The sequence below is a fragment of the Bosea sp. Tri-49 genome, assembly GCF_003952665.1.
GTDB lineage: Bacteria > Pseudomonadota > Alphaproteobacteria > Rhizobiales > Beijerinckiaceae > Allobosea.
The window spans coordinates 2,478,178-2,503,457 of the sequence record NZ_CP017946.1 but is presented as its reverse complement, the minus strand read 5'-3'; the positions used below and the strand labels follow the sequence as shown (position 1 = coordinate 2,503,457).

At 66.1% G+C, this 25,280-nt stretch carries 26 protein-coding genes; 16 read left to right on the top strand and 10 right to left on the bottom strand.

Going from position 1 to position 25,280, the window contains the following annotated elements:
- Nucleotides 1–35: 35 nt before the first annotated feature.
- Nucleotides 36–815 (top strand): precorrin-6A synthase (deacetylating), encoded by a 780-nt coding sequence (gene cobF / locus BLM15_RS12355; protein ID WP_126113039.1) that lies wholly within the window; start codon nt 36–38, stop codon nt 813–815.
- A 48-nt stretch (nt 816–863) separates the two neighbouring features.
- Nucleotides 864–1,580, top strand: a complete 717-nt coding sequence (locus BLM15_RS12350; protein WP_126113038.1) for a GntR family transcriptional regulator — start codon at nt 864–866, stop codon at nt 1,578–1,580.
- Here BLM15_RS12350 and BLM15_RS12345 read toward each other — a convergent pair.
- Nucleotides 1,571–2,908, bottom strand: coding sequence for an aminotransferase-like domain-containing protein (locus BLM15_RS12345; protein ID WP_126113037.1), 1,338 nt, complete (start codon nt 2,906–2,908; stop codon nt 1,571–1,573). The genes BLM15_RS12350 and BLM15_RS12345 overlap by 10 nt on opposite strands.
- Before the next feature lie 111 nt (nt 2,909–3,019).
- On the opposite strand from BLM15_RS12345, the gene BLM15_RS12340 reads away from it, so the two are divergent.
- The 6 genes from BLM15_RS12340 (at nt 3,020) to BLM15_RS12315 (ending at nt 9,749) form a co-directional block, all read left to right on the top strand.
- The gene (locus BLM15_RS12340) at nt 3,020–3,982 is read left to right on the top strand and encodes a substrate-binding domain-containing protein (RefSeq protein WP_335904835.1); all 963 of its coding nucleotides are present in this window, start codon (nt 3,020–3,022) and stop codon (nt 3,980–3,982) included.
- The gene (locus BLM15_RS12335) at nt 3,982–4,773 is read left to right on the top strand and encodes a deaminated glutathione amidase (protein ID WP_206438631.1); all 792 of its coding nucleotides are present in this window, start codon (nt 3,982–3,984) and stop codon (nt 4,771–4,773) included. Before BLM15_RS12340 ends, BLM15_RS12335 begins: the two co-directional genes overlap by 1 nt.
- A 45-nt stretch (nt 4,774–4,818) precedes the next feature.
- On the top strand, nt 4,819–5,715 hold the full coding sequence (locus BLM15_RS12330; protein ID WP_126113034.1) for an ABC transporter substrate-binding protein: 897 nt from the start codon (nt 4,819–4,821) through the stop codon (nt 5,713–5,715).
- An 11-nt stretch (nt 5,716–5,726) separates the two neighbouring features.
- Nucleotides 5,727–6,638, top strand: a complete 912-nt coding sequence (locus BLM15_RS12325; RefSeq protein WP_126113033.1) for an amino acid ABC transporter permease — start codon at nt 5,727–5,729, stop codon at nt 6,636–6,638.
- Nucleotides 6,635–7,429, top strand: coding sequence for an amino acid ABC transporter ATP-binding protein (locus BLM15_RS12320; RefSeq protein ID WP_126113032.1), 795 nt, complete (start codon nt 6,635–6,637; stop codon nt 7,427–7,429). The genes BLM15_RS12325 and BLM15_RS12320 overlap by 4 nt, the downstream gene beginning before the upstream one ends.
- 151 nt (nt 7,430–7,580) lie before the next feature.
- Nucleotides 7,581–9,749, top strand: a complete 2,169-nt coding sequence (locus tag BLM15_RS12315; RefSeq protein WP_164547505.1) for a methyl-accepting chemotaxis protein — start codon at nt 7,581–7,583, stop codon at nt 9,747–9,749.
- Between the two features lie 16 nt (nt 9,750–9,765).
- On the opposite strand, the gene BLM15_RS12310 is transcribed toward BLM15_RS12315, so the two are convergent.
- Entirely contained in the window at nt 9,766–10,230 is a 465-nt protein-coding gene (locus BLM15_RS12310; protein ID WP_126113030.1) for a MarR family winged helix-turn-helix transcriptional regulator, read from the bottom strand.
- A 48-nt stretch (nt 10,231–10,278) separates the two neighbouring features.
- Between BLM15_RS12310 and BLM15_RS12305 the strand changes: the two genes are divergently transcribed.
- A complete protein-coding gene (locus BLM15_RS12305; protein WP_126113029.1) occupies nt 10,279–10,734 on the top strand; it encodes a hypothetical protein in 456 nt (151 codons plus the stop codon).
- A 117-nt stretch (nt 10,735–10,851) separates the two neighbouring features.
- Here BLM15_RS12305 and BLM15_RS32140 read toward each other — a convergent pair whose 3' ends face one another.
- The 5 genes from BLM15_RS32140 to BLM15_RS12285 form a co-directional block, all read right to left on the bottom strand.
- The gene (locus BLM15_RS32140) at nt 10,852–10,983 is read right to left on the bottom strand and encodes a hypothetical protein (RefSeq protein WP_257791808.1); all 132 of its coding nucleotides are present in this window, start codon (nt 10,981–10,983) and stop codon (nt 10,852–10,854) included.
- Between the two features lie 159 nt (nt 10,984–11,142).
- Entirely contained in the window at nt 11,143–11,352 is a 210-nt protein-coding gene (locus BLM15_RS12300; protein ID WP_126113028.1) for a hypothetical protein, read from the bottom strand.
- Between the two features lie 203 nt (nt 11,353–11,555).
- Nucleotides 11,556–12,395: a dioxygenase family protein gene (locus tag BLM15_RS12295; RefSeq protein WP_126113027.1), complete on the bottom strand. Its 840-nt coding sequence runs from the start codon at nt 12,393–12,395 to the stop codon at nt 11,556–11,558.
- Nucleotides 12,396–12,451: 56 nt separating this feature from the next.
- On the bottom strand, nt 12,452–13,513 hold the full coding sequence (locus tag BLM15_RS12290) for a maleylacetate reductase (RefSeq protein ID WP_126113026.1): 1,062 nt from the start codon (nt 13,511–13,513) through the stop codon (nt 12,452–12,454).
- Nucleotides 13,514–13,516: 3 nt separating this feature from the next.
- Nucleotides 13,517–14,722 (bottom strand): flavin-dependent oxidoreductase, encoded by a 1,206-nt coding sequence (locus BLM15_RS12285; protein ID WP_126113025.1) that lies wholly within the window; start codon nt 14,720–14,722, stop codon nt 13,517–13,519.
- 418 nt (nt 14,723–15,140) lie between these two features.
- Between BLM15_RS12285 and sucC the strand changes: the two genes are divergently transcribed.
- Together sucC and sucD are read left to right on the top strand one after the other, a co-directional pair.
- Complete coding sequence (sucC, locus tag BLM15_RS12280; protein ID WP_126113024.1) at nt 15,141–16,310, top strand: ADP-forming succinate--CoA ligase subunit beta; 1,170 nt, start codon at nt 15,141–15,143, stop codon at nt 16,308–16,310.
- A 3-nt stretch (nt 16,311–16,313) separates the two neighbouring features.
- Entirely contained in the window at nt 16,314–17,195 is an 882-nt protein-coding gene (sucD, locus tag BLM15_RS12275; protein WP_126113023.1) for a succinate--CoA ligase subunit alpha, read from the top strand.
- 37 nt (nt 17,196–17,232) lie between these two features.
- Here the strand turns inward: sucD and bhcR are convergent, their stop codons facing one another.
- A complete protein-coding gene (bhcR, locus tag BLM15_RS12270) occupies nt 17,233–18,063 on the bottom strand; it encodes an HTH-type transcriptional regulator BhcR (protein ID WP_126113022.1) in 831 nt (276 codons plus the stop codon).
- 242 nt (nt 18,064–18,305) lie between these two features.
- Between bhcR and gcl the strand changes: the two genes are divergently transcribed.
- The 5 genes from gcl to BLM15_RS12245 are packed head-to-tail and all read left to right on the top strand — an operon-like array spanning nt 18,306 to nt 23,757.
- Nucleotides 18,306–20,078, top strand: a complete 1,773-nt coding sequence (gene gcl / locus BLM15_RS12265) for a glyoxylate carboligase (protein WP_126113021.1) — start codon at nt 18,306–18,308, stop codon at nt 20,076–20,078.
- Between the two features lie 34 nt (nt 20,079–20,112).
- Entirely contained in the window at nt 20,113–20,898 is a 786-nt protein-coding gene (gene hyi / locus BLM15_RS12260; protein WP_126113020.1) for a hydroxypyruvate isomerase, read from the top strand.
- A 45-nt stretch (nt 20,899–20,943) separates the two neighbouring features.
- Nucleotides 20,944–21,834: a 2-hydroxy-3-oxopropionate reductase gene (locus BLM15_RS12255; RefSeq protein WP_126113019.1), complete on the top strand. Its 891-nt coding sequence runs from the start codon at nt 20,944–20,946 to the stop codon at nt 21,832–21,834.
- A 20-nt stretch (nt 21,835–21,854) separates the two neighbouring features.
- Nucleotides 21,855–22,910 carry a 2-dehydropantoate 2-reductase gene (locus tag BLM15_RS12250; RefSeq protein WP_126113018.1) on the top strand — a complete coding sequence of 352 codons (1,056 nt, stop codon included), beginning with the start codon at nt 21,855–21,857 and terminating at the stop codon, nt 22,908–22,910.
- Between the two features lie 16 nt (nt 22,911–22,926).
- On the top strand, nt 22,927–23,757 hold the full coding sequence (locus tag BLM15_RS12245; protein ID WP_236846644.1) for a fumarylacetoacetate hydrolase family protein: 831 nt from the start codon (nt 22,927–22,929) through the stop codon (nt 23,755–23,757).
- A gap of 64 nt (nt 23,758–23,821) precedes the next feature.
- Here BLM15_RS12245 and BLM15_RS12240 read toward each other — a convergent pair whose 3' ends face one another.
- Both BLM15_RS12240 and BLM15_RS12235 read right to left on the bottom strand, forming a co-directional pair.
- On the bottom strand, nt 23,822–24,382 hold the full coding sequence (locus BLM15_RS12240) for a GNAT family N-acetyltransferase (RefSeq protein WP_164985392.1): 561 nt from the start codon (nt 24,380–24,382) through the stop codon (nt 23,822–23,824).
- 102 nt (nt 24,383–24,484) lie between these two features.
- Complete coding sequence (locus BLM15_RS12235) at nt 24,485–25,210, bottom strand: GntR family transcriptional regulator (RefSeq protein ID WP_236846643.1); 726 nt, start codon at nt 25,208–25,210, stop codon at nt 24,485–24,487.
- Between the last annotated feature and the right edge of the window lie 70 nt (nt 25,211–25,280).

Below are 25,280 nucleotides of genomic sequence, written 5' to 3'. Positions count from 1 at the left end.
TGCTATGCGGCGCCTCTAACGGAACAGAGGTGCCCATGCGCAGGATCAGGATCATCGGCATTGGCGCCGGCAATCCCGAGCATATGACGATCCAGGCGATCAAGGCGCTCAACACCGCCGATGTCGTCTTCGTGCCGGACAAGGGCGCCGAGAAGGCGGCCCTGCGGGAGCTGCGCGAGGAGATCTGCCGGCGCTATATCGAACGCGACGGCTGGCGCACCGTGCCGCTCACCGTGCCGAAGCGTGCTGCGGCGGGCGACGATTATCGCAGCAGCGTCGACGACTGGCATGCGGCTCTGGCCGAAAGCTATGAGCGGCTGTTCCTTGAAGAGCTCGGCGAGGATCAGATCGGCGCGCTCCTCGTCTGGGGCGATCCTTCGCTTTACGACAGCACGCTGCGGATCATCGAGGCCGTGCGCGCCCGCGGGCTGGCGTTCGACTACGACGTCATCCCCGGCATCACCAGCGTCCAGGCGCTGGCCGCGGCGCATCGGCTGGTGCTCAACCGGATCGGCGAGCCCGTCACCATCACCACCGGCCGCAAGCTCGCCGAAGGCGGCTTCCGCGACGCCGCCGGCAGCACCGTCGTCATGCTCGACGGCGAGCAGGCTTTCGGGAAGATTGATCCCGCCGACCTCGACATCTGGTGGGGCGCTTATCTCGGCGCGCCGCAGGAAATCCTGGCTTCCGGCCCGCTTGCCGAAATCTCGGATGAGATCGCCCGCAGGCGCGAGGCGGCACGCGCCGAGAATGGCTGGATCATGGACACCTATCTGCTGAGGCGGCGAGGGCTGACCGGCGGCGTTTGCCGTTAGGCCACCATACCGGTATAATCTGTGCCGGCTGGCCGAGGAGTTGCGCCCATGGACATCTCGCTCCGCCTTCGCGATCCGATCGCGCCGCAGCTCGTCGCGGCGTTGCGCCAGGCGATCATCGCCAGCGAACTTCGCCCCGGAGAGGCGCTCTCGGAGAAGGAAATCGCTGGCCGCTTTGGCGTCAGCCGGCAGCCGGTGCGCGAGGCCTTCATCAAGCTCTCGGAGGCCGGGTTGGTGCAGATTCTGCCGAGCCGCGGCACCTATGTCATGAAGATTTCGATGCGCGAGGTCGCCAATGCCCGCTTCGTCCGCGAGGCGGTCGAGTGCGCCTTGGCGCGAGCTGCGAGCCGGCTGATCGATCCCGCAGGCGTCGCGCGCCTACGTCGCCTGATCGCTGAGCAGGCCGCTGCCGCCGGGCGTGATGACTATTCCGGCTTCACCGTGCTGGACGAGGCCTTCCACCAGGCCATCGCCGAGATCGTCGATTGCGATTATGCCGGCAAGGTGGTCGAGAGTGCCCGCGCCCAGACCGACAGGGTGCGCTATCTCTCCTTGCCCGGTACCTCGCCGATCCCGCTGCTGATCACCCAGCACAACGCCATCGTCGATGCGATCGAGACCGGTGATGCCGACACGGCCGCGACCGCGATGCGCATCCATCTGCGTGAGATCCTGAACGCGCTGCCGCGCATTGCCGCCGAGCATCCGGACCTGTTCGAGGATGAGGAGCTGCCGGCCCATACGCGGACACCGCGTCAGCGCTGATCGCCCCGCTGCGCCGCCTTGATCAGAGCGTCGGCGACACGCTCATAACCCTCGGCCAGGATCGCAGTGGCGACCCGGACATGCTCGGTCGGCCTCGCCGCACATTTGCTGCCGGGTAGCACTGCGATGCCGTGCGCCGCCAGGGTCACCAGCGCGAACTGCTCGGTCTCGACCGGCACCCAGATGCACAACCCGTCGCTTTCCGGCATGGCGAGACCTCGCTCGCCCAGGCAGGTGATCAGCGCCTGCCGGCGCTCGGCATAGATGGCGCGCGCCTGTGCGACCTTTTTTCCCGTCTCGGCATCGGTCAGCAGCCAGGCGGTTGCGGCCTGCAGCAGTCGGCTGGTCCAGCCCGAGGAGAAGCTGCGATAGGACTGGATCTGCCGGATCACCATGGCCGGCGCCGACAGCACGGCGATCCGCAAGTCCGGCCCGAGCGATTTCGAGAAGGAGCGGATGTGCACGACCCGTTCCGGCATCGTCACGCCCAGGCTGATCGGTGGGTGGATCGAGACATCGCCGATGCCGTCATCCTCGATCACCAGCGTATCGCTGCCGGCGAGGACCCGGCCGAGCTCGGCCAGCCGCGCTGGGCTGACATGCTGGCCCGTCACCGAATGGGTGCGCGGCTGGAAGATGAAGGCCGAGGGCCGCCGCTCCAGCGCGGCTGCGAGCTCCGAGGGCAGGGGGCCTTGCGCGTCGCGGCCGACGGGCAGGATCTCGGCGCCGAGGTCCTCGATGATGTCGAGCAGCCGCATCGCGGTCGGATCCTCGATCGCGATGCAGGAGCCGGGCAGGACGGTCGCGTGCAATACCGAGTAGACAGCGTTGTAGCCGCCATTGGTGGCGAGGAAGGCATCCGGTCTGTAGGGCCAATGCGGCGCCACCGCATCGCGCAGTGCCGGCAGGATCGGCGTGCGCTCATAGCTGTTGAGGTTTTCCGCCGTTGCTGCCTGCGCCAAGGCCTCGGCTAGGGGTGGCATCAGCGCGGCGTCCGGAACTGCCAGCGAGAGGTCGAGCGCATCCGGCCCGAAATCGGCGACGCTCGCCATCCGCGTCGGCCGCGGCGTCGCATTGTCGCCGCTGACCCAGGCGCCGCCGCGTCCGCGCCCCGAGACGATCTTCTGCCGCTTCAGCTCGCTCCAGGCTTCCGAGACGGTGCCGGGGCTGACGCCGAGCCGAAAGGCGAGCTCGCGCACTGTCGGCAGCCGCATGCCGACCGGCAGCAGGCCGGAGCGGATCAGCTGGCTCAGATCGAGCGCGATGCCGCGCGCGGTGCGCTGTGTCAGGCGGTTTGCCAGCCAGGAGGCGTCGGGTTCGTCGATCATCGAATCAAAAATGAATGTTCAGGAACGTAATATCAATTGATCAGGTCAAATGAACATTTAATCTCGTCGCTGTCCAAGGTTTATCTGCAGCGAGGCGATGGCTTGAAACCTGTGATCCGGCTGGCCCTGCGCGACTGGGACTTCATCACGCCGCTATTGCTCGGCGATCTCGCTTCCGACCGCTTCCAGCTGAAGATCGAACGCCTCGCCGCGCTGCCTGACGATTTCGCCAGCGACCCGCGTTTCGACGCCAGCGAGATCTCGTTCAGCCGCTACACCACCGGCCGCGCCCGCGGCGAGACCGGCGTCGTCGGCATCCCGAACTTCATCATGCGCGGCTTCCGCCATCGCTGCGTCGTCGCGGCGGCCGAGAGCAAGCTGACCTCCTTCGAGGAATTGCGCGGCAAGCGCATCGGCATCGCCGGCTGGCAGGATTCCGGCAACACCTGGACGCGCGCCGCCATGGCCGCTGCCGGGCTTGGCATCGACGACGCCTTCTGGGCGGTCAGCCGCCTCGCCGCCGATCATCCGATCATCGATCGCGTCGGGCGCTATGCTCGGCCGGGCCGGATCGAGGCGTTGCCCGGCCAGCCGCCGCTGCTCGACCTGCTCGCTGCCGGCGAGATCGCGGCCGTGCTGATGCCGTTCATGCCGCAGGGCTTCTTCGCGAAGGGCTCGCGCTTCCGGGCGCTGCTCCCGGACGTCCGGGCCGCCGAGCGCGGTTACTTCGCCAAGGTCGGCTTCGTGCCCGGCATGCACATCATCGGCCTCAAGCCCGAGCTTGCAGCCCGCGAGCCCTGGCTGCCGCAGGCGCTCAGCGATCTGCTCGACGAAAGCCAGCGCGTCTGGCTGGAGAAGCGCCGCCGCTATGCTGACACCACGCCCTGGTTGATCGACGAGTTGGTGCGCAGCGGGCATGATCTGCCCGAGAGCTGGAATGCGAGCGGGCTTGCCGCGAACCGGGGGATGATCGCCGCGTTCATCGAGCAGCTGCGCATCCAGAACCTCGCCGACACCGACCTGACGCCCGAGACCCTGTTCCCGGCCGCACCCGCTCTGGAAGGAGCCCATTGATGAAAGCCGCGCTCGGACAATTCGCCGTCAGCCGCGAGTGGCAGGAGAATCTTTCTACCTCAATCCGCTTGATGGGCGAGGCGAAGGCCGCCGGGGCCGATCTCCTGCTGCTGCCGGAGGGCATCCTGGCCCGCGACATCACCGACCCAGACATCGTGCTGAAGACGGCGCAGCCGCTCGACGGCCCGTTCATGCAGGGCGTCCTGGCCGCCAGCAAAGGCTCGGCGCTGACGACCCTGTTCTGCATCCATGTGCCGAACGGCAAGGGCCGCGTCTTCAATATCCATGTCGCGGTTCGCGACGGCGCCATCGCCGCCGCCTATCGCAAGCTCCATCTCTACGACGCCTTCTCGGCGCTGGAATCGACGAATGTCGAGCCCGGCACGGAAGTGCCGCCGCTGCTCGAGATCGCCGGCCTGAAATGCGGGCTGATGACCTGCTACGACGTCCGCTTCCCCGAGCTCGCCCGGCGCCTCGCGCTGGATGGCGCCGATGTGCTGCTGCTGCCGGCTGCCTGGGTCCGTGGTCTCGGCAAGGAGGCGCATTGGGATGTGCTGGTCACCGCCCGCGCGCTGGAGAACACCTGCTATGTCGTCGCTACCGGCGAATGCGGCCCGCGCAATATCGGCGCCAGCATGGTGATCGACCCGCTTGGCGTCGCAATCGCCCGCGCCGGCGAGGCTCCAACGCTGATCTATGCCGACATCGATCCGGCCCGCATCGCCGCGGCGCGTGCGGCGCTGCCGGTCCTCGCCAACCGCCGCTTCGCCGGCCCCGAGCTCGCCGCCTAAGAGCGGGCCGCCAATTCACCGACAACGAAAAAAGGGAACGTCGCCATGAACATGATCGTGAAATTCGCCGGAGCCGCCGCGCTGGCTGCGGTGCTCCTGCAAGGCCCAGCCTTCGCCCAGGATGCCAGCATCAAGATTCCCGAGCAGAAGGTCGACGAGGCCCTGCGTGCCAAATTGCCGGAGGCGATCCGGACGGCCGGCAAGATGATCTCGGTCAATAACGGCTCCTTCCCGCCCTATGAGATCGTCACCGACGCCAAGACTATGACCGGCGCGGCCGCCGAGCTCTCTGATGCGATCGGCCAGCTTCTCGGGGTCAAGATCGAGCATGCGACGGTGAGCGGGCTCGCCGCGGCGCTGAGCGGCATCGCTTCCGGCCGCTACCAGTTCGCCATGGGTCCGGTCGGCGACTTCAAGTCGCGCCAGGAGTCGAATGATTTCGTCGATTATGTCCGCGAATACGTGATCTTTGCGGTCCAGAAGGGCAATCCGAAGGCGATCGCCAGCCTCGACGACACCTGCGGCAAGAAGATCGCGGTGATGTCGGCCGGTTCGGCCGAGAAGGTGATCAAGGCGCAGGCCGAGAAGTGTACAGCCGAGGGCAAGCCGGCGCTGGAGGTGATGTCCTTCACCGACCAGCCGACCTCGATCCTCTCGGTCCGCTCGCGGCGCTCCGACGGCTTCTTCTCATCGCAGGCGCCGCTGACCTATTTCGTCCAGCAGGCCAAGGGCGATCTCGAGCTCGCCGCGGTCGGCAAGGCCAACGGCTTCCAGGACCTGTTCCAGGGCGCGGTGGTGCCGAAGGGCTCGCCGCTGGGCGAGGTGCTGCTCGCCAGCATCAAGGCGCTCAAGGCGAACGGCACGTATGAGGCGATCTTCAAGAAATGGGGGCTCGACAACAACATGATCGGCGAGCCCGGCATCAACCTCTCGAAGAACTGAGCGGGCGGGTCATGAGCAGCGCGGCTGAGCCGATGCATGACCGGCAGGCGACGTTTCGCGACGTCGCCAACGCCCATCACCCATTCGAATGGGGGCGCTGGCTAATGTGGGCCTTCGTGCTCGCAGTCGCCGCCAACTTCGCCTGGATCGTCGCCTGGAACCCGAATTTCGGCTGGCCGGTCGTGGCGCAATGGTTCACGGCCGAGTCGATCCTGCGCGGGCTTTATGTCACGCTCGGCCTCACCGTCGTCGCGATGGTGATCGGCGTCGTCATCGGTCTGCTGCTGGCGATCGCCCGGCTCTCCGACGACCGGCTGTTCAGCGGCCTCGCCGGTCTCTTCATCTGGTTCTTCCGCGGCACGCCGCTGCTGGTCCAGCTGATCTTCTGGTACAACCTCTCGACGCTCTTCCCCGAGATCTCGATTTCGATCCCGTTCGGGCCGACGCTGGTCAGCTGGCACACCAACGATTTGATCACGCCGATGACGGCGGCGATCGCCGGCCTCTCGCTCAACGAAGCCGCCTATATGGCGGAGATCATCCGCGGCGGCCTGCTCTCTGTCGACAAGGGCCAGTCCGAGGCGAGCGACGCTTTCGGCATGACCCGGGCGAGGGCGCTGTGGCGGGTCATCATTCCCCAGGCGATGCGCTCGATCGTGCCGCCGACCGGCAACCAGCTGATCAGCATGATCAAGGCGACCTCGCTGGTCAGCGTCATCGCCATGGCCGATCTGCTCTATTCGGTCCAGGCGGTCTACAACCGCACCTTCGAGGTCGTCCCGATGCTGATGGTCGCGGTGATCTGGTATCTCGTCATCACCACGGTCCTGAACATCGGCCAGGGCTTCATCGAGCGCTACTACGCCCGCGGCGAACGCGGTGTGAGCGAACCCATGCCGGTCATCGCGGAGGCGACGCCATGAGCCGGATCGCGGCAGAGACGATGCCGCTGGTCAGCGCCCGCAACGTCCACAAATCCTTCGGCCACAACGAAGTGCTGAAGGGCATCGATCTCGACGTCATGCCGGGCGAGGTCGTCGTCGTGCTCGGCCCGTCGGGCTCGGGCAAGTCGACCTTCCTGCGCTGCATCAACCATCTCGAAGCGATCGATCGCGGTTCGATCATGGTCGCCGGCGAGCAGATCGGCTACCGCCTCAACGGCGAGCGGCTGACCAAGCTGTCGCCGCGTGCCATTGCGGCGCAGCGCCGCCAGATCGGCATGGTCTTCCAGCAGTTCAACCTCTTCCCGCACATGACGGCGCTGGAGAACATCATCGAGGCGCCGGTCGGCGTCCATGGCCGCAGTCGCAAGGAAGCGACCGACTACGCCATGGAGCTGCTCACCCGCATCGGCCTGACCGAGAAGGCCAACGCCTATCCGCGTCAGCTCTCCGGCGGCCAGCAGCAGCGCGTCGCCATTGCCCGCGCGCTGGCGATCCGGCCGAAGTTGATGCTGTTCGACGAACCGACCTCGGCGCTTGATCCTGAGCTCGTCGGCGAGGTGCTTTCGACGATGCGCGATCTCGCCGGCCAGGGCCTGACCATGATCGTCGTCACCCATGAGATCGGCTTTGCCCGCGAGGCGGCCGACCGCGTCGTCTTCATGGATGGCGGCCTCGTCGTCGAACAGGGCCCGCCCGAACAGGTGCTCGCCAATCCGAGCCACCCCCGTACCCGCCTCTTCCTCAGCCGCTTTATTCGCGAAGCGGCCTGAGCGGCGCAAACCCTCAGAGTTATCTCCTGACGCAAGCGCGCCGAGCCGCCGCGGCCGCCCGGTCAGCGCGGCTTGGTTAACGTTAAACGATCATTATCAGATATCCGAATATCTTGATGGAAAGAGGTGTGAAGACCGGGGGAGATTGAGCATGGGCCGTCCGCACTCGCCGCGGCAGCGCTTTCGCCTGACTGGCGTCGGCGCGGTCATCGGTATGGCCCTGACGGCCGCCGTCGCACTCGTCGCCGCGGCCGGCGCCTTTTCGACCCAGCGTCTCGGCAACCGGATTCTGACCGAGACCGTCGCGCGTGAAATGACGAGCGCTCAGGAGACCCTGCGCACCAGCCTCGACAGCGAGATCAAGCGCGCCGTCTCCATGGCGCATGTCATCGCGAGCAATGCCCAGATCCAGGCGCGCTTCGCCGCCGGCGATCGCGAGGCCCTGGCCGCGGCGACCGTCCCCGGTTTCGCCGCGCTGAAGGCGAATGACGGCGTCGTTCAGCTGCAGTTCCACGTCGCACCGGCCACATCGTTCCTGCGCGCGCATCGCTCGGAGAAGTTCGGCGACGATCTCTCTTCCTTCCGCTTCACGGTCGTCGAGGCCAACAAGGCGGGCAAGCCGGTCTTCGGCCTCGAGAACGGCGTCGAGGGCCTTGGCGTGCGCGGCGTGATGCCGGTACGGTTCGAGGGCAAGGCCGTCGGGACGGTCGAGGTCGGCCTCGGCTTCGGCCAGGCCTTCTTCGACGCGTTCAAGAAGATCTCCGGCAACGACATCGCTTTCTTCGTTCTGGCCAATGGCGAGCTCAAGCGCTTCGCCTCGACGCTTCCCGATGACGGCCTGCTCTCGCAGGAGAGCTTGCGTCTCGGCCTTGGCGGCACGACGGAGATCCAGCGTCTCGCCATTGCCGGGCGCGCCAGCGCCATCGTTTACGCGCCCGTCAAGGACTACCGCGGCGATGTGATCGGAGCCTATGCGCTCGTCTCCGACATCTCCGCGCTGAGCTCGATCATGGACGCCGCTCTGTCGGCTTCGGCCCTGGTCGCGCTCGTCAGCCTGATCTCGGCGATCGCCTGCGCCTGGATGCTGAACCGCTGGATCGCCGCACCGGTGCGCGGCATGACCCGCACGATGACGGCGCTGGCTCAGGGCGACCGCGACGTGCTCGTTCCCTCGCTGTCACGCCGTGACGAGATCGGCGAGATGGCTCAAGCGGTCGACGTCTTCAAGCGCGCCGCGATCGAGAAAGAAGCCATAGCCGTCGAAAAGCGTCAGGCCGAGCAGGAGGTCGAGGCCCAGCGTCATGCGACCGACGCCGAGAGGTCGCGAAACGAGGCCGAACGACAGGAGGCCACTGAAGAGTTGGCGGTGGTGGTCGACGCGCTCGGAGCCGGCCTCGAGCATCTGGCCAATGGCAATCTCGGCTATCGCATCGAGCAGCCGGTTGCGGCGGGCTATGCCAAGCTGAAGGACGACTTCAATTCGGCGATCGCCAAGCTGCGCGGTACGATGCGCCAGATCGCGACCAATACCGAGAGCATGAAGGCCGGCGCCGGCGAGATCAGCCAGGCGGCGGACGACCTCGCCAGCCGGACCGAGCAGCAGGCCTCCTCGGTTGAGGAGACCGCGACCGCGCTCGACCAGCTGACCGCCACCGTGCGCCAGACCGCCGAGGGCGCGCGCCAGGCGAGCCTCGCCACAAGTCAGGTCAAGGGTGAGGCCGAGCAGTCGGGCGAGATCGTCCGCGATGCGGTCGCCGCGATGGGCGGCATCGAGAAGTCCGGTGAGGAAATCTCGCAGATCGTCGGCGTCATCGACGAGATCGCCTTCCAGACCAACCTGCTCGCGCTCAACGCCTCGGTCGAGGCGGCGCGCGCTGGCGATGCCGGCAAGGGCTTCGCGGTCGTTGCCTCCGAGGTCCGGGCGCTGGCGCAGCGCTCGGCGGAAGCGGCCAAGGAGATCAAGGGCCTGATCACCGCCTCGTCCATCGAGGTCGAGAAGGGCGTCGCTCTGGTCGGCCAGACCGGCAGCGCGCTCGGCCGCATGTCCGGCGAGATCACCCGCGTCACCTCGCTGGTCGCCGAGATCGCCTCGGCCGCCCAGGAGCAGGCGACCGGGCTGCAGGAGGTCAACACCGCGGTCAACGAGATGGACCAGGCGACGCAGCAGAACGCCGCCATGGCCGAGCAGTCGACCGCAGCCTCGCAGGCGCTCGCCCAGGAGGCCGATCGACTCGCGGCGCTGGTCTCCTATTTCAGCCTCGAAGCACCCGAGCCATCACAGGGGCAGGTCTCTTCGGGTTCCGCACGCCGGGCGGCTTGAGAAAGCGGCCCCGTCCCTAGCCGCCATCCAGCTCCCTGGCGCGCTCCAGCGCGAGAGCGGTGCCCTTCTCGACGAAGCCTGCGATCAGGTCGAGTTCCTCAGCACTGTAGTGCCGCATCAGCGCGGCCGAACGTTCGGCCATCGGGGTGAAGAGTTGCTGGATCGGCTTGATCGCCTCCGGCACGATCCGGACGATGACCTTGCGGCGATCCTGCGGATCGGTGGCCCGCTCGACATAGCCCTTCCTGGCGAGGCGATCGATCAGGCCGGTCACGGCGCCGCTGGTCAGCTTGGTGTGCTCCATGATCTGCCCGGCGGTCACGGGACCGGCCAGCAGGATCAGGTCCAGGCATTCGAGATCGACCGAGGCGAGGCCGATCCGCTTGGCGACCGCCTGGCTGTGCAGGGCGCTGGCCGTGCCCATGCGCCGCAGGACCGTCGTCAGGCGTGCGATCGCCTGGTCTTGACTTGGAAGGGTCATTCGTCAAATATCTTAGTTATAAAGATAACTAGCTAAAGAGATAATTCCATGGATGCGGTCGTGCTGTCCACGGCGCTGACGGCGCTCCTGGCCAATATCGGCTTGGGTGGCGGCATTTTCGAGCATGGCGTCGTCGACCGGGCCTGGCCCCGCAAGCCGGAGATCGTCCAACCCCGGAAGGGTGGGATCTGGCGTGCCGGGTTCTGGATTCCAGCCCATACCGCCTTCGATCTCGTCCTGCTCGCCGCGCTCTATCTCGGCTGGGGCAATGACGGAGTCCGCAGGGCCTTGCTGCTGGCTCTTGCCGCGCATGTGGCGCTACGGCTCTGGTCGGCCTTCGACATGATCCCGAAGGCGATCGCGTTCGAGAAGGCCGAGACGGTCGACGAGGCCGCCGCCCGCGACTGGACCAAGCGCAGTCTGATGCGGTTTCCACTGGCGCTGCTCACCAGCCTCGCTGCGCTGGCGGCCTTCGGCGCAGCTTGCGGGTCGAGGCTAGGGTGACGGCTCGATCCGAGCCCGCTGCTCATCTTCGCCTGCGCTAGAATCGTGAGAGGTAGCTTGTTCTGCGGGGCCGCGGTCGGCGGAGGGCACCAATGCCCTCCGCACGCGTGTCAGCTTCTAGCTCCAGAAGCCCGCCTGGTGGTCACGCGGCGAGAACGCTTCGTCGGCATCCTGCTGCTGCGCTTCGAGGTTCTCCTCGTGGTCGTGCTCGGTCTCGAGCGCGCACTCACAATCGTGCCGTTCCAGCATGGATCGCTCCTTTCGAATGGTTGGGAGGTTGCTTCAGGCACGGGTTAGATATGAACAATTGCTGCACTGCACAAGCCTCAAGAGCGGGCACCAGGCGGTCTCGCTGTCTTGTGATTGTGCCGCCGGGCGACGGGGGTGGGCTTCGATGCCGGAAAGACATCAGCCGCTGTCGCCGCCCTTCGTGTCGGCTACCGTCGCCGATTGGCGGGCTGCGGCCTGATCGAGACATTCCGCCATTTGAGAGGTGCCCCAGGAAAATTTGGAGCACTGCGCGGTTCCCAAGGTCAGGTTCCTGGCGACTCCAGTGGGCTGGTCAGAACCGCTGCAGCCGGAGAGAGCCAAAGCAATGATGGCGAGCGTCAAGCGCATGTCGTTCCTCCTTCGGATGGCGCAATCGAGCAGCCATTTTTGGCGGTAATTCGATCTGCGGGAATCCCGGCCCGCGAGCGCTTCCGGCGCCACAATCGACGCGGAGCTGCGATCGCGGGGTGGCTGAGCCGCCCCTCATGTTCGGTGAAGGCCGGGCCGGCTCCGTGTCCGAAACGGCCCCGGTGGCAGCTGGTGTAAGCAGCTCAATCCGGGACGAGGACGAAGTCGAAAGGCGACCGCCAGGGCACCGGCCCGCCGGCGATACGCTCGAAGGGCGCGATCAGCGTCTTCTTGACGCCGAAGACGGTGTCGGACCCGAGATAGGGATCGTCGCCGACGAAGGTATGCGTCACCAGCCTTTGGTAGCCCACGGCGGTGACAATGTAGTGCATGTGCGCGGGGCGATAAGGATGCCGGCCGAGATGGCCGAGCATTTGGCCGACCGGCCCGTCATCGGGGATCGGATAGGATACCGGCTTGATGCCGATGAAGCGGTACGCCCCGTCCGGCTCCGTGACGAAGACGCCGCGGTTGTTCCATCTGGGCTGGATGCCTGGCTGCTGCACGTCGTAGAAGCCATCGGCATTGTCCGACCAGACATCGATCCGCGCGGCCTCGACCGGCCGACCGTCGAGATCGATCACCCGGCCTTCGTAAAGACAGCTCTCTCCCTTGCCGTCGAGGCTGATGCTGTCTCCCATCTGCCGGACCGGCACGCCGGCGACATGGAAGGGGCCCAGCACCGTGTTCTCCGTGGCGCCTGGCGGACGCCGATTGTTGATCGCGTCGACCAGCATCGAGAAGCCGAGCGTGTCGGAGAGCAGGATGAACTCCTGGCGCTCGCCGCTGCAGATCCCGCCAGTTCGGGTCAGGAAGTCGATGCCGTATTCCCACTCCGCCTGCGTCAGCTGGGTTTCCTTGGCGAAGGCGTGCAAATGCCTGACCAGGCAAGCCATGATCTCGGCGAGCCGCGGATCGATGGTCTCGTCCATGCGCGCGTTGACGGCTTCGGCGGAGCTTTCCTCGGTGAAGTAGCCTGCCATGTCGTTTCCTCCGTCGTCTTATTGCGTCGGCCGTCGCCGATGGCCTTTGGCAAGCCTTATTGCGGGCGTGCGCCTTCCCAGGCGTGCTGCAGCAGCACGCGAATGGCGTCGCGCTCGATCGGGCGCGGGTTCCAATAGGGATTGTTGCCGGCAAGATCGGCGGCGCGGTCGAGATCGCCTTCGACAAGGCCGAGATCGCGCAGCGCGACGGGCGCGCCCAGTGCGACGGAGAAATCGTAAAGTCCGCCGCCGACCGATCCGCCGAAGAGCTCCGCGACCGGTGCCAGGGCCCCGGCGGCCGCGTCGGCATTGTAGGCGGCTGAGTGCGGCAGAAGGATCGCGTGCGTCTCGGCATGAGGCAACGCGAAGCTGCCTCCCAGCGTGTGGCAGAGCTTGTGTTGCAGCGCCATACCGACCTGGGCCAGCACCGTGCCGCACAGCCAGGCGCCGAACTGCGTGGCCTCGCGTGCCGGAAGGTCGCCGGGGTCGGCGACGACGCGCGGCAATCCCTCCTTGAAGGCGCGAAGGCCGCCGAGTGCCAGCTGGTCGGAGAGCGGGTTGCGATCCCGCGCATAGAGGGCCTCCACCGCATGCGCCATGGCGTTGAGCCCGCTGGTGACGCTGAGCCCGGTGGGCAGCGTCGCGACGAGTTCGGGATCGTAAAGGATCACCTCGGGCTGGACCTTGGGCGAACGTAGGGTCTCCTTCACCCCGTTGGCGGTCTGCCCTAGCACGGGCGTCGCCTCCGAGCCGGCATAGGTCGTCGGCAGCACGATCTGCGGCAGGTCTGTGTTCAGGGCGATGGCCTTGGCCAGGCCAATGGTTGAGCCACCGCCGATGGCGACGAGGCAATCGGCGCCGCGGGCCGCCTCGAGCGCAGCCTTGGTGATCTCGATGGGCGTGTGCATGGCCGCCTTGCTGAATTGCCCGTGCGCCAGTCGACCCAGGGCAGCCAGCAGCCTTTCGCCCTGCGCCGCCTGGTCTGGTGTGGTCAGGACGAGCGCGTGCGAGAGGCCGAGCGCCGTCATCTCGGCCCCGAGCTCGTGCCGGATTCCGGCGCCGAGCCGCACTCTCACCGGTGGGTGATCGGCTTCGAAGCCGGCGTGGAATGTGCGCATGAGCTAGACCGCCTTCTTCAGGAAGCCGGCGACCTGACGGTAACTGGCTGCGACCTCCTCCAGCTCGGCCGGAGAGATCAGGTCCTCGATCCGGTCAGCGGGCCCCTTGATGCGCGCAGCCGCGATGTCGAGGACGCGCTCAGGGCCCGATTTGCGATTGTTGAGCACGACATTGGTGGTGACGGGCCGGCGCAGGGCTTCATAGGCGAGCAGGCCTTCCGGTCCCGGCTGCGCGGCGAGCGAGTCTGCGAGTGCCCTCGAATCGATGATCGCTTGTGAGGCCCCGTTCGCTCCCATCGGGTACATCGGATGGGCGGCGTCGCCGAGAAGGGTGACCCGCCCTTGCGTCCACCACGGCAGCGGGTCGCGATCGATCATCGGATACTGGGTGATCTTCAAGGTGCTCTTCAGCAGGGCTGGGATGTCGATGTCCGGCATCCGGAAGCCCAGGAACTCGGCGATGAAGTCGCGGTCGCCCTCGCGGCTCCAGTCGGCCTCGTCGGCCGCACGCGGCCGATCGTGGTGCACTTCGGCAACCCAGTTGATCAACGCGTTGCCGTCGCGCGCGGCGCGGCTGATTGGGTAGCAGACGAATTTCACGTCGTGGTCGCCGGCGATGAACATGGTGCGGCCATCGCCGAAGGGCGCCTGGAGACTAGCGCCGCGCCACATCATCGTGCCTTCGTAATGCGCGGGCCCTTCGCTCGGATGGAGCTGTTGGCGCACTTTCGAACGGAATCCTTCGGCGCCGATCAAAAGATCGGCCTCAGAGGCTGTGCCGTCGGCGAAGCGCGCATGCACGCCGCTGACGTCCTGCGTGAACCCGGCAAGGGCCCTGCCGGGCACGACCGCATCCCGTCCCAGCCGGGTGCGAACCGTATCGAGCAGCAGGAACTGCAGCTCGCCCCGATGGATCGAGTATTGCGGATAGTCGAAGCCGGCCTCAACCGAGCGCGGATCCGACTGGATCAGGTGGCCGAAACGCGTGCGGTATTCGATCGCGCGGGTGCGGACCGCCATCTCGTCGAGGGCGTCGCCGAGCCCGAGCCCATGCAGCACGCCCGAGGCATGCGGCATGACGTTGATCCCAACGCCGAGCGGCTGCAGCGTCTCCACCGCTTCGAAGATCCGGACTTCGTAGCCCTTCTCGTTGAGGCACAAGGCTGCTGTCAGGCCGCCGATACCGGCGCCCGCAATGGCGATCCTCATCGTCTATTCTCCTGGGGTGATCCCGGTGAGCCTTGCTTGGTTCTTTTGCGATTGGCGTGTCCCGACAGATTGCGGCCGGATAAGCTGCTCGCCCGCATGCAGCCGCACCAGGCCGCCCCGTCTGGAGGGATGTTCCAAAGCGTTTCCCTGCGTTGTCTGCTTCAATTGGTAATGCTGCCTGATCAATTTAGTCAAGTTGCCTGACAATAAACTGAGAGATCAAGATATGGAGCAATTACTCGGGTGGAGCGAAGCCTGACCCGAGAATCTTCTGACGAGCGGGATCGGAAGCCTTCTGCCGCAAAAACTCCCCGGCCTGCTGGCCGATAACCGGTTGTCGGCGTGGCGGTAATCTGGCATAATGTATGCCAGATTATAACAGCGCCGCACACGGCGCGATGGCGGGAGGGACCGGGTCGTGAGAATCCATGAGTTCCAAGCGAAGCATCTGCTGGCACGCTACGGGCTGATTGCGCCGGAAGGCAGTGTCGCGATCACCGCCCGGGAGGCTGGCGAGATCGCGCAGCGCCTCGGTGGCCCAGTGGTGGTCAAGGCGCAGATCCATGCCGGTGGCAGGGCGCGCGCCGGAGGAATCCAGCGGGTGGAGAACTCCGCCGCCGCTGAGGTTGCGGCCGGGGAATTGCTCGGCAAGCAGCTCGTGACCGCCCAGACCGGGGCGGCGGGCCAGATCGTCAGGCGCGTCCTCGTCGAGCGTGCGTTGCCGGTGCGGCGTGAGCTGCATCTTGCCCTGCTGGTCGATTCCACCTCGGGCGAAGTGATGCTGATCGGCAGTGAACGGGGCGGCGCGGATATCGAAGAGCAGGCGGCGCGCGGTGAGGTGCGCATCCGCGAGCTCAGGCTCGGCACCGGCAACGAGGCGCGGGCGCAGGAGGTGGGCGATTTCGTCGCGACGCTCGGCCTGGAGGGAGCGCTGCACAAGCAGGGCTGCGCGCTCGTAGACGGCCTGCGCCGTGCCTTCGTCGAGCTCGACGCCAGCCTGATCGAGATCAATCCGCTCGCAATCACCGAAGACGGCAGGTTGGCCGCGCTCGACGCCAAGATGACGCTCGACGACAACGCCCTGTTCCGGCACCCCGAGCTCGCGGCGCTACGCGACGAGGACGACACCAGCGCCGCCGAATTGCAGGCCCAGCGCCATCAGCTCAACTATGTCCAGCTCGACGGCGATATCGGCATGGTGGCGAATGGCGCGGGGCTCGGTCTCGCCACGCTCGACATGGTCGTCGCGGCCAAGGGGCGGCCGGCCAATTTCATGGACATCCGGACTACGGCGAAGAGCCTCGACATCGCCCATGGCTTCGGGCTGCTGCTCGACAATCCGAAGACGCGCGCCATCCTGATCAACGTGCATGGCGGCGGCATGCAGGCCTGCGACACCATCGCCGAGGGGCTCGGTATCGCCTTGCGCCGCACCGGCCGCTCGCTGCCGCTGGTCGTGCGCCTCGCCGGCAACAACGCCGATTTCGGGCGCTCGCGCCTGCGGAATTTCGGCTGCGCGGTGATCGATTGCCCGGACATGTGGACTGCGGCCACGAAAGCGGTCGCGCTGGCGCAGAAGGGAGCCTGAGCCATGGCCGTCTTTCTGAATCGCGAGACCCGCGTTCTCTGCCAGGGCATGACCGGCTGGGCCGGCACTTATCATGTCGCGCGGATGATGGAGTATGGCACGCAGGTCGTCGGCGGCGTGACGCCGGGCAAGGGCGGTCGCTCGCATCTGAATTTGCCGGTCTATGAGCGCGTTGCAGAAGCGAGGCGCGAGACCGGCGCCAATGCCAGCATCGTCTTCGTGCCGCCGGCCAATGCCGCCGCCGCGATGATCGAGGCGATCGAAGCCGAGATGCCGCTGGTGGTCACGGTCACCGAGCGCGTGCCGACGCTCGACATGGTGCGGGTGCGCGCCGCGCTGAAGGGCGGGCGGACCACTTTGGTCGGCGCCAATTCGCAGGGCATCCTCGTGCCGGGCGTCGGCAAGCTCGGCGTGATGGCGACCGGTAGCGAGCGCCCCGGCGGCGTCGGCATCATTTCGCGCTCGGCCTCGTTGACGAGCGAGGTTGTGGCGCAGGTCACCGCGGCGGGGCTCGGCCAGTCGGCGACGATCGGCGTCGGCGGCGATCCGATCCATGGCATCGGCATGCGCGAATGCCTCGCGCTCCTGCTGGACGATGCCGATACCGAAGGCGTGGTGCTGATCGGCGAGATCGGCGGCACGGAGGAGGAGGAAGTCGCCGAATACCTCGCCGGCACGCCGGCCTCGAAGCCCGTCGTCGCGCTGATCGTCGGCCGCGAGGCGCCGCTGGAGCGCCGCATGGGCCATGCCGGCGCGCTCACCTTGCGCGGCAAGGGCGATGCGGCGGGCAAGATCAGGGCACTGGAGGCTGCCGGCGTGCGGATCGCCCCGAGCGCCCATCTCGTCGGCGAGACCATCAGGCAGGCGCTCGCCGAGCGTGGATAGCGTCCTTCTCCTGCAAGGGGGGAAGGGAGGGAGCGCCTTACTCCCGCTTCGGCAATCGGCCGCCGATCGAGCGGGTGATCTCGTCGGCGGCGCGGCGGACCATCGGGCCGTAATCGTCGAGCTTGCGCGGGGTGACGCGCACGGTCGGCCCCGACACCGAGACGCCCGCGATCGCCTCGGCATGCTCGTTGAAGATCGGCGCTGCGACACAGCGCATGCCGAGGGTGCGTTCCTCGTCGTCGAGCGCCCAGCCGTTCCGACGCCCCTGCGCGAGCTCGCGCAGGAACTCGCCGAGATCCGTGATCGTGTGCTCGGTGAAGCGTTCGAGCCGCCGGAACGCGCAGATCTGGCGCACACGGTGCTCCGGGAACTCGGCCAGCAGCGCCTTGCCGACGCCCGATGCATGCATCGCGCCGCGGCTGCCTGCCCGGAAGAAGGCGCGCAGCGTGTCATGGCTCTCGACCTGCGAGATGAACACCACCTCGCCATTGTCCTCGATGCCGAGATTGACGGTCTCGCCGCTGGCCTCCATCAGCGCATGCATGGCGCCGCGTCCCATGTTCGCGACGCGGCGGTTGCGCAGGAAGGCCGAGCCGGTCTTGAAGGCGCCGACGCCGACCAGCCAGATGCCGCGCTCCATGTCGTGCTGGACGTAAGCGCGGCTCTCCAGCGTCAGCAGGACGCGATGCGCCGTCGAGGCCGAGACCCCAGAGCGCCGGCTGAGTTCGCTGAGCGTCAGGCCGTCTTCCTCGGCGAGGATTTCGAGCAGTGCCAGCCCGCGATCGAGCGCCTGTACCGCCCCGCCGGCGATCGCTGTCTTCAGCGAGCGCGGTCGCCCGCGCCCCTTGCGTTGCTCGATCGCGCTCATGCGCTCCTCCGTGACCACCGCTGGGACGGTAGCAGATCACGGATGGTTCGCCATGACCAAATTAAAGCGAAATCATTTTGCATAATCAAAATCATGGCTATCTGAAATTATTGTAATAGTTTGATTTAAAACGAGAAATTATTTTCTATCGATATATGAAAAAATATTCTGAAATAAATTGACCGAGGCGTCTATCTGGAATTTGGTATGCCAGTACACGGTTTTCTCCCGGGAGAGTGGCCATGCCGAAAATGAGAGCCGTCGAGGCCGCGATCAGGGTTCTGGAGCGGGAAGGCGTGACGCAGGCCTTCGGCGTGCCGGGGGCGGCGATCAACCCGCTTTATGCGGCGCTGAAGAGCCGGCAAAGCATCCACCATATCCTGGCGCGCCATGTCGAGGGCGCCTCGCATATGGCGGAGGGTTATACTCGGGCCAAGGCAGGCAATATCGGCGTCTGCATCGGCACCTCGGGCCCGGCGGGCACCGACATGATCACCGGGCTCTATTCGGCCATCGCCGACTCCATCCCGATCCTGTGCATCACCGGCCAGGCGCCGCGCGCGCGCCTCTACAAGGAGGATTTCCAGGCTGTCGATATCGAGTCCATCGCCAAGCCGGTGACCAAATGGGCGGTGACGGTGCGCGAGCCGGCTTTGGTGCCGCGCGTCTTCCAGCAGGCCTTCCACATCATGCGCTCAGGTCGTCCCGGGCCGGTGCTGATCGACCTGCCGGTCGACGTCCAGATGGCCGAGATCGAGTTCGACGACGAGACCTATGAGCCGTTGCCGGTCTACAGGCCGGCCGCCTCGCGCCGCCAGATCGAGAAGGCGATGGCGATGCTGGACGCGGCCGAGCGGCCGCTGATCGTTGCTGGCGGCGGCATCATCAATGCCGATGCCGCGGAGCTGCTGGTCGAATTCGCCGAGCTCACCGGCGTCCCTGTCGTGCCGACGCTGATGGGCTGGGGCGCGATTCCCGACGACCACCCGCTGATGGCAGGCATGGTCGGCCTGCAGACCAGCCATCGCTACGGCAACGCGACGATGCTCGCCTCGGATTTCGTCATGGGCATCGGCAACCGCTGGGCCAACCGACATACCGGTTCGATCGAGACCTATACCAAGGGCCGAAAATTCGTCCATGTCGACATCGAGCCGACCCAGATCGGCCGCGTCTTCAACCCGGATTTCGGCATCGTCTCCGACGCGAAGGCGGCGCTCGAGCTCTTCGTCGACGTGGCGCGCGAGCGGGAAGGGAAGGGGCTGCTCAGGAACCGGACCGGCTGGGCGCAGGACTGCCGAGATCGGCGCGCGACCATGCTGCGCAAAAGCCATTTCGACAATGTGCCGCTGAAGCCGCAGCGGGTCTACGAGGAGATGAACGAGGCTTTCGGACGCGACGTCTGCTACGTCTCGACCATCGGCCTGTCGCAGATCGCCGGCGCCCAGTTCCTGCGCGTCCATAACCCGCGCCACTGGATCAATTGCGGCCAGGCCGGGCCGCTCGGCTGGACCTTGCCGGCGGCGCTGGGCGTGCGCGCCGCCGATCCGGAGCGCGAGATCGTGGCGCTCTCGGGCGACTACGACTTCCAGTTCCTGATCGAGGAGCTCGCTGTCGGGGCGCAGTTCAAGCTGCCCTACATCCACATCGTCGTGAACAACTCCTATCTCGGCCTGATCCGCCAGGCTCAGCGCGGCTTCGACATGGATTTCCAGGTCGGGCTCGCCTTCGAGAACATCAACGCGCCCGATCTCGACGGCTATGGCGTCGATCATGTCGCTGTCGCCGAAGGGCTCGGCTGCAAGGCGATAAGGGTGAAGAGCCCGAACGAGTTCAAGGCCGCCTTTGCACAGGCCAAGGCCTGGCTCGCGGAATACCGGGTTCCAGTGGTGATGGAGTTCATCCTGGAGCGCGTCACCAACATCGCGATGGGCACCGAGATCGACAATGTCGTCGAGTTCGAGGAGGTGCTTGATCTGCCTCTGCCCGAGCCCGAGCTGCAGCCGGCCCAGTAAATCCGATCAGTCGACGCCACCAGGGGAGAGACGTATGCCTCGCTTCGCCGCCAATCTGACGATGCTGTTCAACGAACTGCCCTTTCTGGAGCGCTTCCAGGCGGCGGCGGAATCCGGTTTCAGTGGCGTCGAGTACCTGTTCCCCTACGAGCACGACAAATATGAGCTGGCGGGCCGGCTTAAGCGCTGGAAGCTGACACAGGTGCTGCACAACCTGCCGGCTGGTAACTGGGCCGCAGGCGAACGCGGTATCGCGATCCTGCCCGACCGGATCAGCGAGTTCCAGCGCGGCGTGTTCGATGCGATCGACTACGCCCTCAAGCTGGGTTGCAGGCAGGTCAACTGTCTCGCGGGCCTTGCACCGCAAGGCGCCGAGCAAGCCAGGCTGCATGAGACACTGGTCAACAACCTGCGATTTGCCGCCCATGAACTGTCGCAGGAAGGCATCGCGCTGCTGGTCGAGCCGATCAACACCCGCGACATGCCGGGCTTCTTCCTGAACAGCACGGCACAGGCGTTGAGCCTGCTCGACGACGTCGATTCAAGCAACGTCTTCATCCAGTACGACGTCTATCACATGCAGGTCATGGAAGGTGATCTCGCCCGCACGATCGAGGCCAATCTCGACCGGATCGCCCATATCCAGATCGCCGACAATCCCGGCCGCAACGAGCCCGGCACCGGCGAGATCAACTTCCCCTTCCTGTACCGGCATCTCGACGCGATCGGCTACGCCGGCTGGGTCGGCTGCGAATACAAGCCCGCCCGCAGTACCCGCGACGGCCTGACCTGGCTGCCGGGACACCCGAAGGCTGCGTGACGGCGAGACGGTCGACGATCCAGTCGAACGGAGGATACGGTACTCATGGCGAATATCGGTTTCATCGGCCTCGGCATCATGGGCCGCCCCATGGCGGAGCACCTGATCACGGGCGGCCATACGCTGCACATATCGAGCCATCACAAAGCACCGGATGCCGAGCTGCAGGCGAAGGCGATCACGGTCCACCCGACGCCGAAGGCGGTCGCGGCGGCGAGCGAGATCGTCATCCTGATGCTGCCGGACACGCCGCAGGTCGAGGAGGTGCTGTTCGGCACCAATGGCGTCGCGCTCGGCCTGAACAAGGGCGGCATCATCGTCGACATGAGCTCGATCTCGCCGATGGCGACCAAGGAGTTCGCACAAAGGATCGAGGCGAACGGCTCGTCCTATCTCGACGCACCGGTTTCGGGCGGCGAAGTCGGCGCCAAGGCGGCGACGCTCACCATCATGGTCGGCGGGCCGCAGGCGGCCTTCAATACGATCAAGCCGCTCTTCGAGCTGATGGGCAAGAACATCACGCTGGTCGGCGGCAATGGCGACGGCCAGACCACCAAGGTTGCCAACCAGATCATCGTGGCGCTGACCATCGAGGCGGTCGGCGAGGCCTTGCTCTTCGCCTCCAAGGCAGGGGCGGACCCCGCCAAAGTGCGCCAGGCGCTGATGGGTGGTTTCGCCTCCTCGAAGATCCTCGAGATCCATGGCGAGCGCATGGTCAAGCGCACCTTCAATCCAGGCTTCCGCATCGGGCTACACCAGAAGGACCTGAACCTGGCCCTGTCGACGGCGCGCTCGCTTGGCGTCTCCTTGCCGAACACGGCGACGGCGCAGGAGCTGTTCAACGCCTGCGTCGCCCATGGCGGCAAGGACTGGGATCATTCGGCCATGGTGCGGGCGCTGGAGATCATGGCGAACCACCAGGTTGCGAATCCATAAGAGCAAGAAAGGGAAGGCCCATGAAGATCTGCATCTACGGCGCCGGCGCGATCGGCGGCTATATGGGCGTGATGCTCAAGCGCGGCGGGCTCGACATCTCGCTCGTGGCGCGCGGCGCCCATCTGGAGGCGATCAACGCCAAGGGCCTGACCCTCGTCACCAAGACCGAGACGATCACCGAGCAGATGCCCGCGAGCCGCGATCCGCGCGATCTCGGCCAACAGGATGTGGTGATCATCGCGCTCAAGGCGCATCAGGCCTGGGAGGCGGCGGAGGACCTGAAGCCGCTGCTCGGGCCGGAGACAGCCGTCGTCACCGCCCAGAACGGTGTGCCGTGGTGGTATTTCCACGGCCTGGACGGCCCCTATGCCGATCTGCGTCTGCGCAGCGTCGATCCGGGCGACCGGCAATGGAACGCGATCGGACCCGAGCGTGTCATCGGCTGCACGGTCTATCCGGCGACCGAGATCGTCGAGCCCGGTGTCGTCAAGCACATCTATGGCGACCAGTTCGGCCTCGGCGAGCCCAATCGCAGGGAAAGCGAGCGCCTGACGCGCTTCGCCGATGCGCTGACCGCCGGCGGCCTGAAGCCGCGCCTGTTCTCGGATATCCGCGACGACATCTGGCTCAAGCTCTGGGGCAATCTCTGCTTCAACCCGATCTCGGCGCTGACCCATGCGACGCTCGACGTCGTCGCCACCGAGCCCGGCACGCGGGCGCTTGCTCGCAGCATGATGCTGGAGGCTCAGGCAATTGGCGAAAGGCTCGGCGTCACCTTCCGCGTCGATGTCGAGCGCCGGATCAATGGCGCGGCCGGCGTTGGCGCTCATCGTACCTCCATGCTGCAGGATCTGGACAAGGGCCGGCCGCTCGAGATCGACGCCTTGCTTGGCGCCGTTCAGGAGATGGGGCGGCTGACCGAGACGCGCACGCCCTTCATCGATGCGGTGCTCGGACTTGTCCAGCAGATGGCCAGCGTCAAGGGGCTCTATCCGACCTTCCCGCCCGAGGCGCTTGCCGGGGAGGGGGCGGGCGAACCCGCTATCGAGCGGCCGCGCCAGCTGGCAGCCTCATGACAGGGGAGACGGTGCCATGTTGAACGCGACGATCGAGCAGATGGCGCGGACGGAGAAGAGACAGGCGAGCGCGCATTGGGTGCGCTTTGTGCTTGCGGGTCGCGAACGCTTTGGCACGCTTGTTGGGGAAGCTATCGCGATCCACAGCGGCGACATGTACGCCGGCGCGCGGCCGACGGGCGAGAGGGTGCCGCTCGACGAGGTCACGCTGCTGGCGCCGAGCACGCCCTCCAAGATCATCGCGCTCTGGAACAACTTCCACGCGCTTGCCGGCAAGCTCGGGATGCCGGTACCGCCGGAGCCGCTCTATCTGATGAAGGCGCCGTCCTGCATGGCGGCGCCGGGCTTCACCGTGATGCGCCCGCCATCCTATGCCGGCAAGGTCGTCTATGAAGGCGAGCTCGGCATCGTCATCGGCCGCAATTGCAGCCGCGTGAGTCCGCAAGCCGCTGGCGAGTTCATCTTCGGCTATACCTGCGTGAACGACATCACGGCGCTGGACCTGATCGCGGCCGACCCGACCTTCCCGCAATGGGTACGCGCCAAGAGCTTCGACGGGTTCGGGCCTTTCGGGCCGGTGGTGGCGACCGGCCTCGACCCGCGCGCCCTCACTGTCCGGACGCTGCTCAACGGCCAGGAACGCCAGAACTATCCGATCGCGGACATGATCTTCCCGCCGCATGAGCTGGTCAGCCGGCTCTCCCACGACATGACGCTGCTGCCAGGGGACCTGATCTGCTGCGGCACCTCGCTGGGGGTCGGCGTAATGAAGGAGCCGGTCAACACGATCGAGGTGACGGTCGAGGGCATCGGCACACTGATGAACGCCTTCGTACAGGACGGCTGATCGGGGGCCCGCAGGTCGCGAACCCATCACTGGAAACGGCCGAGCTGCCCGCTGGGCTGGCCGTTCAGCCCTCGCGATCGTTCCAGTCACTGCGCAGCAACGTCGTTACGTGTTCGATCGTTTGCCGTCCGTCAGCCATGCAACGGCTGGGAACCTCAGCCACGCGTCGATATCCTAATTTGCGCTGCATCGCCCAAGAATTTTCGTTGCCGTCGAAGTAACCGTTGACCAGTTTCGTCAGGCCCAAGTCGCAAAAAGCGAGGCGGATCTTCGCCTCGAACGCTTCGCGGCCATAGCCGCGTGCCTGGTAACCGTTGGCTATCCAGATTCCTCCACCACCGGTCCCGGCCTTCCAGTCAATCTTGTTGAGACTGATGCCTCCGATCACTCGTCGCTCAGATCTGAGTTCAACCGCAAATTCGTACGCAGTCGGCCGACTTCCTGCGGTCGAAATCGCCTGACATCTCCTGACCCAATCTTGGGCGTGTGATGTCGAATAGGGATGAGGGACGAAAGCGAGCCACTTTGCGATGCCGAGATCGTTCAAGCCTAGCGTGAGTTGCTCGACGTCTTCCTCACCCCAGGCTCGGAGAATAAGGCGCGACGTTTCGATTTTGGTGTCCACGACGTTGCCGCCTCCTTCGGACCGGCGCTGGAAGCCCTGTTTCAGCAAGCGGCTCCAACTCGCCTCGGTGCGCCTGTCGCTGCGCAGTTATGAGTCTACGACCTAGTCGAAGATGTCGGCGTGCTGGTCGACATAGGCGGCGAGGCCGAGTGTGTGGTCGCGCGACAATTGCTCGGCCAGCGCGATGTCGCGCCGCTCCAAGGCCTCGATGATCCCCAGATGTTCGACGATCGAACGGCTGGCGCGATCGTCACGCCCGATCGTCATCTGGCGGATGCCGCGCACATGCAGCAGCAGGTTGTCGGTCATCTCGACGAGCAGCTGCGACTTGCTCAGCCCGATCAATGTCTGGTGGAAGACGAGGTTGGCCGATGAGTATTCGCCGACGTGGTCGGACGGCTTGTGGGCCTCGTCGAAATCCTTGAACAGCGTGCGTAGCTTGCCGATCTCGGCATCGCTGGCACGCTGGACGACGAGGCGTGCGGCCATGCTTTCCAGCGCCGCCCAGGCCTGGATCATCTCGACGATCTCGTTCTTGGTCTTCTTCAGCACCATGATGCCGCGGCGCGGCAGCGACTTCACCAGCCCCTCCTGCTCGAGCATCGCGACGGCTTCGCGCACCGGCGTGCGGCTGACGCCGAGCTGCTCCGAAAGCTGGCGCTCGTCGATCCAGGTCGGCTCCGATGAGCCGTAGATGTCCATGGTGATGATCGCCTGCTTCAGCGAGGCATAGACCTTGGTCTTGAAGGTCTCCTCAGGCGTGAAGCGTTCGAGGACGAGCTGTTGCGTTGCGCTCGCAGGCGTGGTCGTGGCGCTGGGGGCTTTCAAGGTCGCTGCTCCTGCTTTCTGCAGCGCATAGCGCCCGGCTGACGCTACGTCCATGCGGGAGTCGGCGCTG

Bases quoted from the DNA above. Each gene is read 5' to 3' on its own strand.
- gcl (WP_126113021.1), top strand. From the start codon at position 18,306: ATGCCGAAAATGAGAGCCGTCGAGGCCGCGATCAGGGTTCTGGAGCGG.
- BLM15_RS12300 (WP_126113028.1), bottom strand. From the start codon at position 11,352: ATGCGCTTGACGCTCGCCATCATTGCTTTGGCTCTCTCCGGCTGCAGC.
- BLM15_RS12290 (WP_126113026.1), bottom strand. From the start codon at position 13,513: ATGCGCACATTCCACGCCGGCTTCGAAGCCGATCACCCACCGGTGAGA.
- BLM15_RS12255 (WP_126113019.1), top strand. From the start codon at position 20,944: ATGGCGAATATCGGTTTCATCGGCCTCGGCATCATGGGCCGCCCCATG.
- sucD (WP_126113023.1), top strand. From the start codon at position 16,314: ATGGCCGTCTTTCTGAATCGCGAGACCCGCGTTCTCTGCCAGGGCATG.
- BLM15_RS12285 (WP_126113025.1), bottom strand. From the start codon at position 14,722: ATGAGGATCGCCATTGCGGGCGCCGGTATCGGCGGCCTGACAGCAGCC.
- BLM15_RS12310 (WP_126113030.1), bottom strand. From the start codon at position 10,230: ATGACCCTTCCAAGTCAAGACCAGGCGATCGCACGCCTGACGACGGTC.
- BLM15_RS12325 (WP_126113033.1), top strand. From the start codon at position 5,727: ATGAGCAGCGCGGCTGAGCCGATGCATGACCGGCAGGCGACGTTTCGC.
- hyi (WP_126113020.1), top strand. From the start codon at position 20,113: ATGCCTCGCTTCGCCGCCAATCTGACGATGCTGTTCAACGAACTGCCC.
- BLM15_RS12350 (WP_126113038.1), top strand. From the start codon at position 864: ATGGACATCTCGCTCCGCCTTCGCGATCCGATCGCGCCGCAGCTCGTC.
- cobF (WP_126113039.1), top strand. From the start codon at position 36: ATGCGCAGGATCAGGATCATCGGCATTGGCGCCGGCAATCCCGAGCAT.
- bhcR (WP_126113022.1), bottom strand. From the start codon at position 18,063: ATGAGCGCGATCGAGCAACGCAAGGGGCGCGGGCGACCGCGCTCGCTG.
- BLM15_RS12245 (WP_236846644.1), top strand. From the start codon at position 22,927: ATGTTGAACGCGACGATCGAGCAGATGGCGCGGACGGAGAAGAGACAG.
- BLM15_RS12295 (WP_126113027.1), bottom strand. From the start codon at position 12,395: ATGGCAGGCTACTTCACCGAGGAAAGCTCCGCCGAAGCCGTCAACGCG.
- BLM15_RS12305 (WP_126113029.1), top strand. From the start codon at position 10,279: ATGGATGCGGTCGTGCTGTCCACGGCGCTGACGGCGCTCCTGGCCAAT.
- BLM15_RS12330 (WP_126113034.1), top strand. From the start codon at position 4,819: ATGAACATGATCGTGAAATTCGCCGGAGCCGCCGCGCTGGCTGCGGTG.
- BLM15_RS12250 (WP_126113018.1), top strand. From the start codon at position 21,855: ATGAAGATCTGCATCTACGGCGCCGGCGCGATCGGCGGCTATATGGGC.
- BLM15_RS12335 (WP_206438631.1), top strand. From the start codon at position 3,982: ATGAAAGCCGCGCTCGGACAATTCGCCGTCAGCCGCGAGTGGCAGGAG.
- BLM15_RS12345 (WP_126113037.1), bottom strand. From the start codon at position 2,908: ATGATCGACGAACCCGACGCCTCCTGGCTGGCAAACCGCCTGACACAG.
- BLM15_RS12315 (WP_164547505.1), top strand. From the start codon at position 7,581: ATGGGCCGTCCGCACTCGCCGCGGCAGCGCTTTCGCCTGACTGGCGTC.
- BLM15_RS12320 (WP_126113032.1), top strand. From the start codon at position 6,635: ATGAGCCGGATCGCGGCAGAGACGATGCCGCTGGTCAGCGCCCGCAAC.
- BLM15_RS32140 (WP_257791808.1), bottom strand. From the start codon at position 10,983: ATGCTGGAACGGCACGATTGTGAGTGCGCGCTCGAGACCGAGCACGAC.